The 13,313-nt window shown below is 62.4% G+C and carries 12 protein-coding genes; 8 read left to right on the top strand and 4 right to left on the bottom strand.

The features are described 5' to 3' along the window. Nucleotides 1-73: 73 nt before the first annotated feature. Nucleotides 74-2,233: a PAS domain-containing protein gene (locus GGU46_RS18720; RefSeq protein ID WP_183405093.1), complete on the bottom strand. Its 2,160-nt coding sequence runs from the start codon at nucleotides 2,231-2,233 to the stop codon at nucleotides 74-76. Between the two features lie 186 nt (nucleotides 2,234-2,419). On the opposite strand from GGU46_RS18720, the gene GGU46_RS18715 reads away from it, so the two are divergent. Beyond that, on the top strand, nucleotides 2,420-3,433 hold the full coding sequence (locus GGU46_RS18715; RefSeq protein WP_183405092.1) for a J domain-containing protein: 1,014 nt from the start codon (nucleotides 2,420-2,422) through the stop codon (nucleotides 3,431-3,433). A 4-nt stretch (nucleotides 3,434-3,437) separates the two neighbouring features. Here GGU46_RS18715 and GGU46_RS18710 read toward each other — a convergent pair whose 3' ends face one another. Together GGU46_RS18710 and GGU46_RS18705 are read right to left on the bottom strand one after the other, a co-directional pair. After that, a complete protein-coding gene (locus tag GGU46_RS18710; RefSeq protein ID WP_183405091.1) occupies nucleotides 3,438-4,895 on the bottom strand; it encodes a phytoene desaturase family protein in 1,458 nt (485 codons plus the stop codon). A 104-nt stretch (nucleotides 4,896-4,999) separates the two neighbouring features. After that, a complete protein-coding gene (locus GGU46_RS18705) occupies nucleotides 5,000-5,893 on the bottom strand; it encodes an alpha/beta fold hydrolase (RefSeq protein ID WP_183405090.1) in 894 nt (297 codons plus the stop codon). 141 nt (nucleotides 5,894-6,034) lie between these two features. Here GGU46_RS18705 and GGU46_RS18700 point away from each other — a divergent pair, with 141 nt between their 5' ends. Further along, nucleotides 6,035-6,511, top strand: coding sequence for a hypothetical protein (locus tag GGU46_RS18700; RefSeq protein WP_183405089.1), 477 nt, complete (start codon nucleotides 6,035-6,037; stop codon nucleotides 6,509-6,511). 13 nt (nucleotides 6,512-6,524) lie between these two features. Here the strand turns inward: GGU46_RS18700 and GGU46_RS18695 are convergent, their stop codons facing one another. Then, the gene (locus GGU46_RS18695) at nucleotides 6,525-7,295 is read right to left on the bottom strand and encodes an XRE family transcriptional regulator (protein WP_183405088.1); all 771 of its coding nucleotides are present in this window, start codon (nucleotides 7,293-7,295) and stop codon (nucleotides 6,525-6,527) included. Between the two features lie 168 nt (nucleotides 7,296-7,463). Between GGU46_RS18695 and GGU46_RS18690 the strand changes: the two genes are divergently transcribed. The 6 genes from GGU46_RS18690 (at nucleotide 7,464) to GGU46_RS18665 (ending at nucleotide 13,305) form a co-directional block, all read left to right on the top strand. Continuing rightward, complete coding sequence (locus tag GGU46_RS18690) at nucleotides 7,464-7,883, top strand: CesT family type III secretion system chaperone (protein ID WP_183405087.1); 420 nt, start codon at nucleotides 7,464-7,466, stop codon at nucleotides 7,881-7,883. A 99-nt stretch (nucleotides 7,884-7,982) separates the two neighbouring features. After that, nucleotides 7,983-8,687: a PspA/IM30 family protein gene (locus GGU46_RS18685; RefSeq protein WP_183405086.1), complete on the top strand. Its 705-nt coding sequence runs from the start codon at nucleotides 7,983-7,985 to the stop codon at nucleotides 8,685-8,687. Between the two features lie 307 nt (nucleotides 8,688-8,994). Next, nucleotides 8,995-9,648, top strand: coding sequence for a hypothetical protein (locus GGU46_RS18680; RefSeq protein WP_183405085.1), 654 nt, complete (start codon nucleotides 8,995-8,997; stop codon nucleotides 9,646-9,648). A gap of 66 nt (nucleotides 9,649-9,714) precedes the next feature. Further along, nucleotides 9,715-10,110, top strand: a complete 396-nt coding sequence (locus tag GGU46_RS18675) for a PH domain-containing protein (protein ID WP_183405084.1) — start codon at nucleotides 9,715-9,717, stop codon at nucleotides 10,108-10,110. Between the two features lie 270 nt (nucleotides 10,111-10,380). Next, the gene (locus tag GGU46_RS18670) at nucleotides 10,381-12,549 is read left to right on the top strand and encodes a flotillin family protein (protein WP_246399099.1); all 2,169 of its coding nucleotides are present in this window, start codon (nucleotides 10,381-10,383) and stop codon (nucleotides 12,547-12,549) included. Between the two features lie 279 nt (nucleotides 12,550-12,828). Beyond that, entirely contained in the window at nucleotides 12,829-13,305 is a 477-nt protein-coding gene (locus GGU46_RS18665) for a hypothetical protein (protein ID WP_183405083.1), read from the top strand. Nucleotides 13,306-13,313: the final 8 nt, after the last annotated feature.

Below are 13,313 nucleotides of genomic sequence, written 5' to 3'. Positions count from 1 at the left end.
CGTCAACCATAATGGGGTGAGAGCCTAGGAACTCCCGCCCCAACTTACTGACTCGTCTTCTTTTAGCCGGCTGCTAATTCCCCAACACCCTCTTAACGGCGTTGCTAAGCAGGTTGTACACAATGCTGCGCAGATTCTGCGGGGCAAAGGAAACCAGCAAATCGGGGGCTACCTCCACGGTAAGCCGGGCACCGGCGGCTTGCAGGTCGGGGGTCAGGTCCAGGCGCACATCGTCCACCACGGCCGCCAGCAGCAGGGGTTCGGCGGCGCCAGTGTGGGCCAGCTGCAGCTTCGACAGGTCCGTGAGCTGCGAGATGGTCAGCTGAAAGCGCGCCACCGTGTGGTCGAGCAGCCCCAGCAGCTGGCTTACCAGCTCATCCTGTTGAGTTTCGGGCGGAAGGTGCTCGCGCAGGGCCAGCGTAATGCTTTCAATGTTGGTGATGGGCGCTTTCAGGTCGTGGGAGGCCGTGTACACGAACGTATCCAGGTCGATGTTGGTGCGGGTGAGCTGGGCGTTGGTTTTGTTTAGCTCGTCGTTGGCGGTCTGCAGGGCCTCGTTGAGAACCTGCACCTGCTGGCGGGCCACCACCTGGTCGGTTACGTCCACGGCCACGCACATTATGTCCGTCATGTTTCCCTGCGCGTCGTGCAAGGGCTGGTACACAAAGGTAAAGTAGCCCGTTTCCTGGGGCTGATGGCGCCGCAGTTTGGCCGGCTGCTCCTGCAGGGCCAACGGCTTGCCCGTACGCCAGACTTCCGCCAGAAACTCCGGGTAGCCCTGGGTAGCGAGTTCGGGCACGGCTTCGAAATAAGGGCGCCCCAGCAGTTGCTCCCGGGGCTGGCCAATCAACTCGCTCATGGCCGGATTCACGATTTCCATCGTGTGCTCGGGGCCGCTGAGCACGAAAATAGCCACGGGTGCCTGGGCAAAAATCTGCCGCAGGCGCTGCTCCTGCATTTCGCGCTGCCGCCGGGCCAGCACCTGGTCGGCTACGTTGTAGGCGAAGGTGGAGATGCCCACTATCTCGCCGTTTTCGCGGAAGGCCTGGTACGTGAAGGTGAAGTACATCCACTTCGGCGGACCTTCGGGCTGGGCAATCAGCAGGGGCAGCTCTTCGCCGTAATACGTTTCGCCCGTCTGGTACACATGGTCGAGCAGGGCCACCACGCCGCTTTCCACCGTTTCGGGCAGGGCCTCGGCCACCGTCTGGCCCAGAATCTGGCGCCCCGGAAAAAACTGCAGGTACGCGGCGTTGGCGTACTCGTAGCGGTGCTCGGGGCCGCGCTGAATGCAGATGGCGGCGGGGGTGTTGGCAAATACCTGGAAAAACGTGTGGCGCTCCTGAATCAGAAGTTGGGTATTGTGGAGGATCTGGGCCTGCAGGTCCTGAGTATGGCGCTGGGCCAGCACCAACTCCGTCACCTCAACGCCAAACACCAGCACGCCATCAATCTGGCCGTTCTCGTCGTAGCGCGCCTGCTGGATGTAGTTGAAGTACCGGTCCTGGGGCTCCCCGGTATCGGGGTGCGCCCGGGGTATGGGCAGGGCCTGCTGCCACTTGGTTACGCCCGTATCAAACACCTCCCGCATGGTGTAGTACGCAGCGTGGTCGGCCAGTTCCGGCAGAGCTTCCCGCAGCGGCTTGCCCAGCAGCTGGCGCTCGGGAAAGAACTGCTGGTAAACCGGATTAACCAACTCAAATACCAGCTCGGGTCCAGCCAGAATGCAGATGGCGGCCGGAGCCTGCCTGAACAGGCGCTCCAGGTGGGCGCGCTGCCGCTCGGCTTGGGCGCGGGCGGCCTGCTCCCGGGCCTGGCTTTCCCGCAGGGCCTGCTCCACCTGGTTGCGGTCCTGCTCCTGGCTCAGGGTGAAGCTTACCACCAGGTGCTGGCCCAGGCGTCGGCCGGCCACCCGGCAGTACGTATCGTAGCCGCCGGCCTGGTAGTTTAAGTTAAAGGTAGCAGGCTGCTCGGAGCGGAAGGCGTCGCGGTGAAAGGCAAACGCCCCGTTGGTCAGCGTTTCGGGAAATTGCTGCAGGTAGGTAGTAGCCGGTTGGGCCGGCACCCCCAGCAGGCGCTGGGCCGCCGGATTTACGTAGGCAAAGCGGAAATCCACTACCTCTCCTGCCGCGTTGGTCAGGGGAGTGTAGAGTACTACTCCGCTCAGGGAGAGGTCGAGCAGGGCGGGCAGAAAGTCATCCGCCGGAAGCAAATTCGGAAGCGAAGCAGACACAGGGAAAAGAAAGGCGCCGGCCGCCGAAAGCACACCAGTAGTCAGCGGCCAGCGAAGATACTTATTTACTCCGCCACTTACGCCTTACGCCGTCCTAACGGGCCTGGCCGGTCAGCGTTCCGACGTCCGTACTGGGCTTTTGCTGGTTGCCATGGTCCTACCCCGGCCCTCTCCTACCTTTGTCTCATGAACCTGCACAACCCCACTACTGACCTGCCCGCTGCTGCTTCCCTGCCCGTTCCGGCCCCCGCTGAGGCGCCGGGCACGCCCGCCCAGCAGGCGTTTCGGGCGGCGGTGGAGCAGGTGGAGGGCCTGCGGCAGCGGCTGCGCGAAGTGCGCCAGGAGCAGGCCGAAGCGCGCCGCCGCTACTGGCAGCAGGTGGGCCCGGCCGCCGCGGCCGTGGTGGACGCCCGCCGGGCCTTATTCGCGCCGCTGGAAGAAGCCCTGCTGCTCGACTATTTCAGCCGCCTGGAGCACCGCCAGATTCAGGAGGTGATGCTGGGCAACGCCCGCGCCCTGCAGGACCGGTTCGGGGAAGATGCCGCCGACATCCTGCGCAAGTACGCCCCGCGCCGCCGGGTGGAGGAGGTAGAGGAGGATCCGCCAACCGCTGAGGTACCTACCCCCGCGCCGGACCCCAACCTGCCGCCCCACGAGCAGGCAGCCGCCCAGGCCCGCGCCCGGCGCAAATCCAAGGCTCAGAAGGCGGAGGAAGCAGCTGCCCAGGAGGCCCGCGAGCAGCAACAGCGCCTGCTTTCCAACACCAAAACCCTCTACCGCCAGCTGGCCCGCCTCCACCACCCCGACCTGGCCCGCGACCCGGCGGCCCAGCAGCAGAAAACGGCCCTGATGCAGCGTATCACGGAGGCCTACGAAACCAACGACCTCTACACGCTCCTGCAATTGCTCTCCGAAGCCGGCCCCACCGAGGCCCCCGACGATGACGTGCTCACGCGCTACACCCAGGCCCTGCACCACCAAACAACAGAGCTCAAGCAGCAACTCAACGGCCTGAAATTCGGCGAAAACGGCTTTTCCGGGAGTACCGGCAAGAAGCGCGAGCAGGAAATCCGCCAGCTCAAGCGCCACCTAAAGGCTGAGGCCGAGTACCTGGCCCAGGTGCTGCGCCTGGTGCGGGAGCCGGAGGGGCTGCGGCAGGTGCTGCGGGAGCTGGCCGCCGAGGGCCACGAGACGGTGTAGCCCCCTACCCCTGCGGCTGGTACAGCGGACTGGCCGTAAGGTGAAACACATCGTGCAGGGCCTGGCGGGCGGCGTGGTAGCCGCACATGCCGTGCACGCCCCCACCCGGCGGGGTAGCCGACGAGCAGAGGTAAAGCCCCGGCCTGGAGGTGCGGTAGGGCGAGGCGCGCAGGGCCGGCCGGGTAAAGAGTTGAGTTACATCCAGCAGCCCCCCATTGATGTCGCCGCCCACGTAGTTGGGGTTGTAGGCTTCGAGTTGGCGGGGGTTGAAGGTGTGCCGCCCGATGATTCGGTCCCGGAAGCCGGGGGCAAAGCGCTCCACCTGTTGCTCAATGGCCGCCGTCATATCTACTGCGGAGCCGTTCGGTACGTGGCAGTAGGCCCAGGCCGTATGCTTACCGGCCGGGGCGCGGGTAGCATCGAACAGGCTTTGCTGGGCCAGCAGCACGAAGGGCCGCGCCGGGTGGCTGCCGCGCGCGGCGGCGGCTTCCCCGGCCGCAATTTCCTCCAGCGTACCGCCCAGGTGCACGGTACCAGCCGCGCGGCACTCCTCAGCCGTGAACGGAATCGGCCCGTCCAGCGCCCAATCGACCTTGAACACGCCCATACCGTAGCGGTAGCGCCGCAGCTGCCACTGGTACACCGTCGAGAGGCTGTGCCCGGCAATCTGCAGCAGCTGGGCCGGCGTCACGTCCAGGAGCACGGCGCGGGCGGCGGGCAGCTGGCTGAGCGAACGAACGTAGGTACCCGTTTCAATCCGGCCCCCCAAGGCCCGGAAGTGGGCCACCAACGCATCGGCAATGGCCTGGGAGCCGCCTTTGGGTAGCGGCCAGCCCCGGCGGTGGGCCGCCGTGAGCAGCACCAGCCCAATGGCCGAGGTGGTGAGGTTGGATAGGGGCTGAATGGCGTGGGCGGCCATGCCGGCAAACAGCGCGCGCGCCTCCTTGGTCTGGAAACGCTTTGTGAGCCAGGTAGCCGGCTGCAGGGCCGCGAGGCCAAACCGGGCCATATCCAGCGGGTGGCGCGGCAGTTGCAGGGGACCCAGCACGTCGTTGGCCAGGCCGGGCCAGGCGGCTACCAGGGGCTCCAGCAGCCGCCGGTAGGCGCGCGCATCGGGCCCGAGGCGGCGGGCCGTGTCGGGCAGACTGTTCAGGACTGCGGCAGCTGTGCCGTCATCGAAAGGATGAGCCGCGGCCACAGCCGGGGTAATGTACTCCAGGCCGTACCGGTCCAGGGGCAGGGTCTGGAAGAAGGGTGAGCTGGCCGCCAGCGGGTGAATGGCCGAGCACACATCGTGGCGGAAACCGGGCAGCGTCAGCTCCGTGGTGCGCAAGCCGCCACCGAGCTGCTGGCTGCCTTCCAGCAACAGCACCGCCAGGCCCGCCTGCTGCAACTCAATAGCCGCCGCCAGCCCGTTGGGCCCAGCGCCCACCACCACGGCGTCGTATTCGGGGTTGCTCATGTATAGGGAAGGGCTAGCAGCCGATGTGCTTCAGCCGGGAAGGTCACCGGTCATACACAGCGAGAGAAGGTAGTATGCCTACGCAAAAATCCGGCAAGCAGAGGTTAAGCCAGAAACTCTGTTACCTGCCGGATAACTGCCGGGTCGCGCATGATGCGGTTGTGGCCCAGGCCGGTGGTAGGCCGGAAGTTGAGGCCGGGCCAGTTGACCGCTATTTCCTGGGCTTCGGCAAACGGAATGCTCTCGTCGTCGTGGTCGTGCAACAGCAGAGCGCGGCCTACCGGCAAAGTCCGGCCGGTGTGGATCAGGCTGAAGCTCTCGGCGTCGCGGCCGTGCTGCTCGCGTACGTAGCGGTTCATGCGCGCTACCACGGCCGCAGGCAGCTGCAGCAGCTGAGCAAAGCGCCGGGCCACGGCCGTGGTGCTACCGGGCACGGCTAGCAAAACCAGCCGGGGCAGCACGCCGCCCTTTTCCTTGTTGAAGCGCACCGGCACCCCGGCCGTGGCCGCCCCGCCCAGGGAGTGGGCCACTACCCCGTACACTTCGCCCAGCTCATCGGCCACGGCCTCCACGGCGCGGGCGTAGGCAGGCAGGGTCACGCGCGTACCAGCCGAGGCTCCGTGCGCGGGCGCATCCAGGGCCACCACCCGAAACCCGGCCGCCGCCAGCTCCCGGGCCATGTAGCCCCAGAAACTGGCCCGGTGCTCCCAGCCATGCACCAGCAGCACAGTACGATGACCCGCCGGGTTCCACTCATACGCCGCCACATGGCCGCGGGCGGTGGCTACCCCAAAGTGCCGGGCGCCGACCAGAGCAGCCGGCTCCCACTTTTTTTCCGGCAACCGGCGTGGGGAGGTGAATAGCTTCCAGGCCGCCCCGAAGGCCAGTTCCGTGGATATAGCCGCCAGCAGCCGGAACTTCAGGCGCAGGTAGCGGATGGCAGGCGGCGGCGAAGGGTAGCGCGCGGGGGCCGGGGGGCCGGGAACAGATGTCGTCATCAACCGCAAAGATGCGGCCCGGCGACGAATTGGAGCATCAAACACCCGCCCGCCCGGATCACAATAGTGGTTCCTCCTGTAATCCGTTTGCCTGGTTTTAACGTAAGTGGCTCCCCGGCCTCGGTATACCTGCTGCCCTCTATGATTTTATCTCTGTTCGATTTTATTGCTCAGTATTCACCGGAAGTAGCTTTCCTTCGAATTCAGTGGCGGGCGGGCACCCATAGCATGGCGCGCTTTCAGGCCAGCCTGAACTCGGTGGCCTACCTGCTGGAACAGGGCGACGTCCGGGATTTTATTATTGACCTGCACGAGTTGCCTTCTATCAGTATTGAGGACCAGATGTGGCTGACAACCCAGTGGATTCCGCGCGTGTCGGTGCCGGCCCTGCAGCAGGTGGGCCTGGTGTTGCCCGCCCGTGACGTGTACAACCAGCTGGTGGTGGAAAGCCTGATTCGCCTGGGGCGCCATTTTATGCACTACGACATTCAGTTCTTCCCTCACCTGCCGCCCGCTCTCGACTGGCTGGTGGGCCAGTACAACCCGGTGACTGAGGCCGAACTAGAAGCGGAATGGGCCGCCGGCCCGCTGCTCGACGCCGCCGAACGCCAGCGTTAGAGCCTGCGCGCAGCTACCCCAGCCGGGCCAGCAGCTCCTCTACCTGCCGCTCCAGCCGCGTCACGCGCTCCTCTACCAGGGCCGGTGGGCGCAGGTGGGTACTAAACACACCCTGCACTTCCCATACCTCCAGTACCTCCACAAAGGGTATATCCTGCACCGGGTAATCGGGGTTATCGGCGCGCAGGCGCAGAACGTTGTTGGGGCGGTGCTCCTGCAGGCGGCGTACCAGCAGCCGGTTCTGCAGCACCAGCGCGTACACCCGCCCGGCCTTCAGGCGCAGGGTTGCCTTGTCCACGGCGCAGGTTAGCAGCACATCCTGGTGGCGCAGCGTGGGCTGCATATCGGCCCCATGCAACTCGAAGGCCCGGGTAGTTGGCCCCAGCTGGTGCGGAAACGTCAGGGCCGGTAGCGCGTCGATATAGGCCGCGTTGTGGTGGCGCACAATGTATTCCAGCAGCTGGGCGGCGGGCACGTAAGGCGTCAGGCGCTGGTCCCGGTCGGCGGCCGATGGCGCCGCCGCGGCCGGGTCCGCAAGCAACGTCTGCTGGTATTGCTCAAAACCATAGAGGTCATTTACGGTGAGTTCTTTGGTCAGTAGCAAGTCAACAGAGAGGCCAAAATGTTGAGCAATCTGAATCAAAGTTTCCATTTTCGGCTCCGACCTTCCCTCCTCGTACGCGCCCACACTGGGCCGTGCCAGGCCAAATAACTCTGCGAAATTCGCTTGGCTCAGCTTTTTAACTGTTCTGATCTTGCGGATATTTTTACCTACGTACGACATGCAGTCAAAAAAATTATTCGCTCAAAGTTTGAGCACATCTTAAACTTTGCGTATGATTGCACCGTAAAGCTACTACAAACCCTCGCACTCTGGCTTCGAAACCTGCTATTTTTTTGAGCCATCCGAGTTTCTGCGGTGTCTGTTCCTACCCTTCCTACTCCTGCTACTATGACCAACCGCTACTATCATCTTGTCCGGACCTATATGCTGGAGCTGGGGTTCGAGCTGCGCCATCAGCAGGAGAGCAGCTGCCTGCTGGTGGTCAGCAAGCCGGAGCTGGGCATCGAAAACCTGGTGCTGAGCTGCGGCGACCCGCTCCTGATTCTGGAGCAGTACCTGCTGGAGCTGCCCGCCCCCAGCTGCGAGGTGTACCAGGCGCTGCTGCAGAAAAACCGCGACATTATTCACGGCGCTTTCGTGCTGGATGAATCGGGCCGCAAGGTTATCTTCCGCGATACGCTGCAGCTGGAACACCTCGACCGGCCCGAACTGGAAGCCGTGCTCAACTCCTTGGCCCTGCTGCTGAGCGAGTTCAGCGACGAACTGATTGCGTTTTCTAAACCGGGACGTGGGGAGGTGGGGGCGTAGCGATTTGGTTGATGTGCAAATAGGCTTTCGTCGTGTCGGCGCATCAACCAACCAAGTCCCTGAGTCCCCAGGCCCCCCAAGTCCTTAATCCCTACCCCTATGAACCTTTTCAACCGCCTCTTCAAGCTAGGGCAGGCCGAAGCCCACTCCGCCGTCAATCAGCTCGAAGACCCCATCAAGATGACCGAGCAGGCCCTGCGCGACCTGCGCCAGGACCTGGACCAGGCCCTGCACGCCCTGGCTGAGGTGAAAGCCCTGGCCATCCGCAGCCGCAACGACGGCGAGACGGAGCGCGCCCGTGCCCTCGACTACGAAAATAAGGCTGTGCTGCTGCTGCAGAAGGCCAGCCGCCAGGAGCTGGAAGCCGCCGAAGCCGACCGCCTGGCTACCGAAGCCCTGCGTCAGAAAACCCAGCACGAAGCCCAGGCTGCCCGCGCCAGCCAGGACCAGGCGAAGTTTGAGGCCTCGGCCCAGCAGCTCGACCACAACGTGCAGCAGCTCAAGCAAACCATTACCCAGTGGGACAACGAGTTGCGTACCCTGCGGGCCCGCGTAACGGTGAGCACGGCCACCAAAACCATCAACCAGCAGCTTACCCAGCTTGATTCGTCGGGAACCGTGGCCCTGCTGGAGCGCATGAAGGAGAAAGTAGCCACCGAGGAGGCCTTGGCCGAATCGTACGGGCAGCTGGCGCAGCAGGGCAAGTCGCTGGATCAGGAAATAAACCAGGCCCTGGGGCAGAGCGGCAGCGCCCAGGCCGCCACCGATTTGCAGGCCCTGAAGGCTAAGTTGGGGCTGGAATAAGCTGTTCGCACCTGTCTTTTATTCAGATAGTGCCTCGCGTTCTAGGACTACGCGAGACAATGCCCTGAGAATTCTGTCGGTACTGCTTGTAGCTGGGGGCATGGGGCTGCAAGCTGCCCATCTTTCTACCCATACTGGTGGCCGCTGGTTCGCGGTACGTGGCTTCTTGTTGAGTCTGATAGCCTACATTACCTACCTGAGTAAGCTGAACGCGAAAAACACCGAGCTCCGGCCGCCACCAGCTACTCGTCAGTTACAGCCTCGCTACTAATTTTCCTATCCTCGATTTAGCTTTCGCTTTTTCCCGATGACTGAATTGCTGCGCGCCGCTGCTTCTCCGCCCAACCTGCTGCCTACGGCGCTGCTGGTGTTCGTGCTGCTGTACTGGGTTACGGTGATTGTGGGCGTGCTTGACTTTAAAGCCGTAGATCTGGATACAAACCACGATTTCGACGCGGGCCACCACGGCCCGCCCGCCACCGACACGGGCGGCGTCATGTGGCTAAATCAGGTGCTGGCGTTTTTCAACCTGGACCAGGTGCCCCTGATGGTGCTGACGAGCCTGGTGGTGCTGCCGCTGTGGGTGGGCAGCATCCTGGCTAACTATTACCTCGGCAACACTTCCTTTTGGCTGGGGCTGGCCCTGCTGATACCGCTGCTGCTGGGGAGTCTGTTGCTGGCTAAAGTACTTACTATGCCTTTCGTGCACGTGTTTGCCCGCCTGGAGCACAACCACGACGCGGGCCTGCGGCCCGTGGGCAAGGTGTGCACCGTGCTGCTGCCCACGGGCCGGGAGCGGCTGGGCCAGGCCAGCGTGCCGGTGCGGCACGGCGCTCCGCTAGTGCTCAATGTGCGCCTGGCCTCTGCCGCTCCTGAGCTGCAGAAAGGCGACTCGGCCCTGGTTATCGACTACGACGAGCCGGGGCGCTGCTACCTCATTGAGGCCTACGAGGTGGGCTGAGCCACCCCGCAGAAATCAGCCGGCCGCTGGTAATCGTCGGCTTTTTCGGTTACTTGCGCTTCTACTATGAATCAGATATTTAAATCAGAAACCAGCTGGTGGCTGCTCGCTCCTCTCCTGCTGCTACTGCTGAGCATAGGAGACGATGCGCGCCGGCACGGGCAGTGGGCGACGGTTCTCCTGCTGGCCCTGCCGCTGGCCTTTATTGCATCCTTACTGCTACCAACCCGCTACATCATTACGGAAGCAGAACTAGCTATTGCGTGCGGCCCGCTGACCTGGCGGGTGCCCGTGCCCCAGATTAACCGCCTTACCCACAACCCGCTCAGCTCCCCGGCCCCGTCGCTCAAGCGACTGGAAATTCGCTACGGCAAGTATGACTTCGTGCGGCTCTGGCCGGCCGATCAGGCCGGGTTTCTGGCCGCGCTGCACCGGCTTAATCCTGCTATTCGTCATGATTGATTTGCTGGGTACCCTCAAAGCGTTTTGGCACTGGCTGGGCAGCCTGCTGCTCGACGGGCTGCTGGCCGACCTGTTTGCCTGGCTGGCCGAGTGGCTGTTTCCCTGAGCGGCAACCGGCCCGATCTGCGGCCCCCATCATCCACTATTCCCTACCCCCCGCCCGGGCCCGAAACCCGGTAGGCTCCCTGCCTTTGCCTTTTGTTAACCGGCGCCCCGCCGTGGGTGCTCTTTCTTTCCTGAGTCTATTTCCTACTCCTACCCCCTATTTCCATGCTGGAACAACTTTCCCTGGCGGTGATTGTCATCGTCGCCCTCCTCGTATTGGGTTTTCTGGCCCTGGTGGCCCGCATGTACCAGAAAGCGGTGCAGGGCGAAGCCCTGGTGCGCACCGGCCTGGGCGACACCAAGGTATCATTCAGCGGCATTCTGGTGGTGCCCGTCCTGCACAAGCTGGAGGTGATGGACATCAAGCTCAAAACCATTGTCATATCCCGGGCCGGCTCCGAGGGGCTGGTGTGCAAAGACAACCTGCGGGCCGACGTGAAGGTGAACTTCTTCGTGCGGGTCAATAAAACCGAGCAGGACGTCATCAACGTGGCCCAGAGCATCGGCGCCCACCGCGCCTCCGACCCCGCCGCCCTCGAAAATCTCTTCGATGCGAAGTTCTCGGAAGCCCTCAAAACCGTGGGTAAGCACTTCGATTTCATTGAGCTCTACAACTCCCGCGAGCAGTTCAAGCAGCAGATTCTGACCATCATCGGCACCGACCTCAACGGCTACGTGCTCGACGACTGCGCCATCGACTACCTGGAGCAAACCCCGCTCACGTCCCTGAATCAGGATAATATTCTGGATGCCGAGGGCATCAAGAAGATTATTGCCCTGACCTCGGAGCAGAAGATTCAGGCTAACCTGATTCAGCGCGAGCAGCAAAAAACCATCAAGAAGCAGGACGTAGAGGCCCAGGAAACCATTCTGCAGCTCGACAAGCAGCTCACCGAAAACCAGGAAAAGCAGAAGCGGGAAATTGCCAGCATCCGGGCCCGCGAGCTGGCTGAAACCGAGAAGATTCAGCAGGAAGAGCGCCTGAAATCAGAGCGCGCCCGCATTACGACTGAAGAGGAAGTACGCATTGCCGAGCAGAACCGCGACCGGCAGGTGCTGGTGGCCGAGCGCAACAAGCAGCGCACCGACGCCGTGGAGACCGAGCGCGTGGCTCAGGCCCAGGCCTTGGAAGCCAACGAGCGGGAGCGGATTGTAGCCCTGGCCCAGATTGAAAAGGAAAAGGCCCTGGAAGAAGAGAAAAAGAACATCCAGACCATCATTCGGGAGCGAATTACGGTGGAGAAGGCCACGGTGCAGGAAGAAGAGAAAATCAAGGACACCCGCGCCCAGGCCCAGGCCGACCGCGAAAAGCTGGTAGCCCTGACCGCTGCCAAGCAGCAGGCCGAAGCCGCTACGGTGGCCCTGGTAGGCAACGCCGACATGGAGAAGCAGGCCGCCGAGTTCCGCGCCAAGCAGGCCCTGATTGATGCGGAAGCTGAAAAAGCTGCCGCCGAGTTTAAAGCTCAGGCCATCCGGACCCTGGCCGAAGCCGAAGCCAGCAAAGCCGCCGCCGTAGGCCTAGCCGAAGCCCAAGTGATGCAGGCCAAAGCCACTGCCCGTCAGAAGGAAGGCGAAACCGAGGCCACCGTGCTCCAGCTCACCGCTACGGCCGAAGCCCAGGCCATTCAAGCCAAAGCCGGCGCCCAAGCCGAAGCCGACGAGAAGCTGGGTCTGGTAGCCGCCAAAATAAACCGCGAAAAAGGCCTTGCCGACGCCGACATCATTCAGGCCAAAGCCGACGCCGACCAGAAGAAAGGCCTGGCCGAAGCCGCCGTATCGGAGCAGAAATTCGCCGTCGAAGCCAAAGGCATCGAAGCCAAGGCCGACGCCATGAAAAAGCTCGACGGGGTAGGCAAAGACCACGAGGAGTTCAAACTGCGCCTCGACAAGGAGAAGTCGGTGGAGCTGGCCCAGATCAGCATCCAGAAAGACATTGCCGCCTCCCAGGCCGACGTTATCGGCGAGGCCCTCAAAGCCGCCAAAATCGACATTGTGGGTGGCGAAACGATGTTCTTCGACCAGATCATCGGCTCCATCACCAAAGGCAAGATGATTGACCGTGCCGTGCAGAACTCCGAAGTGCTGGGCACCGTGAAAGACGCCTTCTTCCCCCTCGACGGCGGCGGCGACTTCAAAACCAACCTCCGCCGCTTCGTGGACCAGTTCGGCCTGAGCAGTGAAGATATGAAGAACCTCAGCGTCTCGGCCCTGCTCTTGAAGATGATGAACCAAGCCGGCGACGACGCCACCCGGGCCACCATCACCCAGCTGGCCGGTACCGCCACGGCGCTGGGCATCGGGGATAAGCCAGCGCGGATGCTGGAGCTGAAGTAAGCGCTTACGGCGCTAAGGGGCGCCTCACCCCCTAGCCCCCTCTCCGAAAAAGGAGAGGGGGAACTAGCTCTATTTTTTATGGCATATCGGTTTTGGTTTGTACTGCTGATATTAATAGGAAGCTCCTACACTGTCCGTGCGCAGAAACACCCTCGTGCATCAGCAGAGGATAGCACCTTAACTGCATCCATCCACTGTGGGCCTCTTATTTCGCCTTCAAAAGTTATAACCTCGCTGAGTGAGCTGCCGGCCAACGTCCGCTATAAGCTGGCCTACTATATGAAGGACCGTCTGGGCGAAGCCGCCTATTCCCAGATCAGGTTTTTAGAAGGACGAGCTGTTGACATAGACAGCGTGTTAAGCCAGCCCAACGACATCAAGTGGAATGTGTGCAGCTATTATCTCTGCTTTGCTTTTCAGGATGCTATTGCCCAAGTGGGACTAGATAAATGGGGCCAGCCTGTTAATGACCTTACACTACCGGAAATAAGCCGACATCCGGAAAGAGGCCACTTGATTTCGAGAAGCGCAGCACTTCAGGTAGCACGGCGCAAAAAGGTACTCCGCAAAAGCAACCGGCCAGAGGACATTCGAGCTGAACTAAGCTATTCCTCCGAGTTGGGCGTGCTACGGTGGATCATCATTGTGCGTCAACGCAAAACTGACTTTGCGTCCAACGTCAGAAAAATTATTCTAAACGCTCACACCGGCGAGATACTACGCACCCGGAAATACAATTCTCGCTCGAACTTCTGATCATCTAC

Origin of the sequence: Hymenobacter latericoloratus (genome assembly GCF_014199535.1) — a bacterium.
In the GTDB taxonomy this organism is placed as follows: domain Bacteria; phylum Bacteroidota; class Bacteroidia; order Cytophagales; family Hymenobacteraceae; genus Hymenobacter; species Hymenobacter latericoloratus.
Note: the sequence above shows the minus strand (reverse complement) of the source record. Positions and strands in the feature narration are given on the sequence as shown.

Bases quoted from the DNA above. Each gene is read 5' to 3' on its own strand.
- GGU46_RS18680 (WP_183405085.1), top strand. From the start codon at position 8,995: ATGACTGAATTGCTGCGCGCCGCTGCTTCTCCGCCCAACCTGCTGCCT.
- GGU46_RS18705 (WP_183405090.1), bottom strand. From the start codon at position 5,893: ATGACGACATCTGTTCCCGGCCCCCCGGCCCCCGCGCGCTACCCTTCG.
- GGU46_RS18700 (WP_183405089.1), top strand. From the start codon at position 6,035: ATGATTTTATCTCTGTTCGATTTTATTGCTCAGTATTCACCGGAAGTA.
- GGU46_RS18675 (WP_183405084.1), top strand. From the start codon at position 9,715: ATGAATCAGATATTTAAATCAGAAACCAGCTGGTGGCTGCTCGCTCCT.
- GGU46_RS18715 (WP_183405092.1), top strand. From the start codon at position 2,420: ATGAACCTGCACAACCCCACTACTGACCTGCCCGCTGCTGCTTCCCTG.
- GGU46_RS18690 (WP_183405087.1), top strand. From the start codon at position 7,464: ATGACCAACCGCTACTATCATCTTGTCCGGACCTATATGCTGGAGCTG.
- GGU46_RS18695 (WP_183405088.1), bottom strand. From the start codon at position 7,295: ATGTCGTACGTAGGTAAAAATATCCGCAAGATCAGAACAGTTAAAAAG.
- GGU46_RS18710 (WP_183405091.1), bottom strand. From the start codon at position 4,895: ATGAGCAACCCCGAATACGACGCCGTGGTGGTGGGCGCTGGGCCCAAC.
- GGU46_RS18665 (WP_183405083.1), top strand. From the start codon at position 12,829: ATGAAGGACCGTCTGGGCGAAGCCGCCTATTCCCAGATCAGGTTTTTA.
- GGU46_RS18685 (WP_183405086.1), top strand. From the start codon at position 7,983: ATGAACCTTTTCAACCGCCTCTTCAAGCTAGGGCAGGCCGAAGCCCAC.
- GGU46_RS18670 (WP_246399099.1), top strand. From the start codon at position 10,381: ATGCTGGAACAACTTTCCCTGGCGGTGATTGTCATCGTCGCCCTCCTC.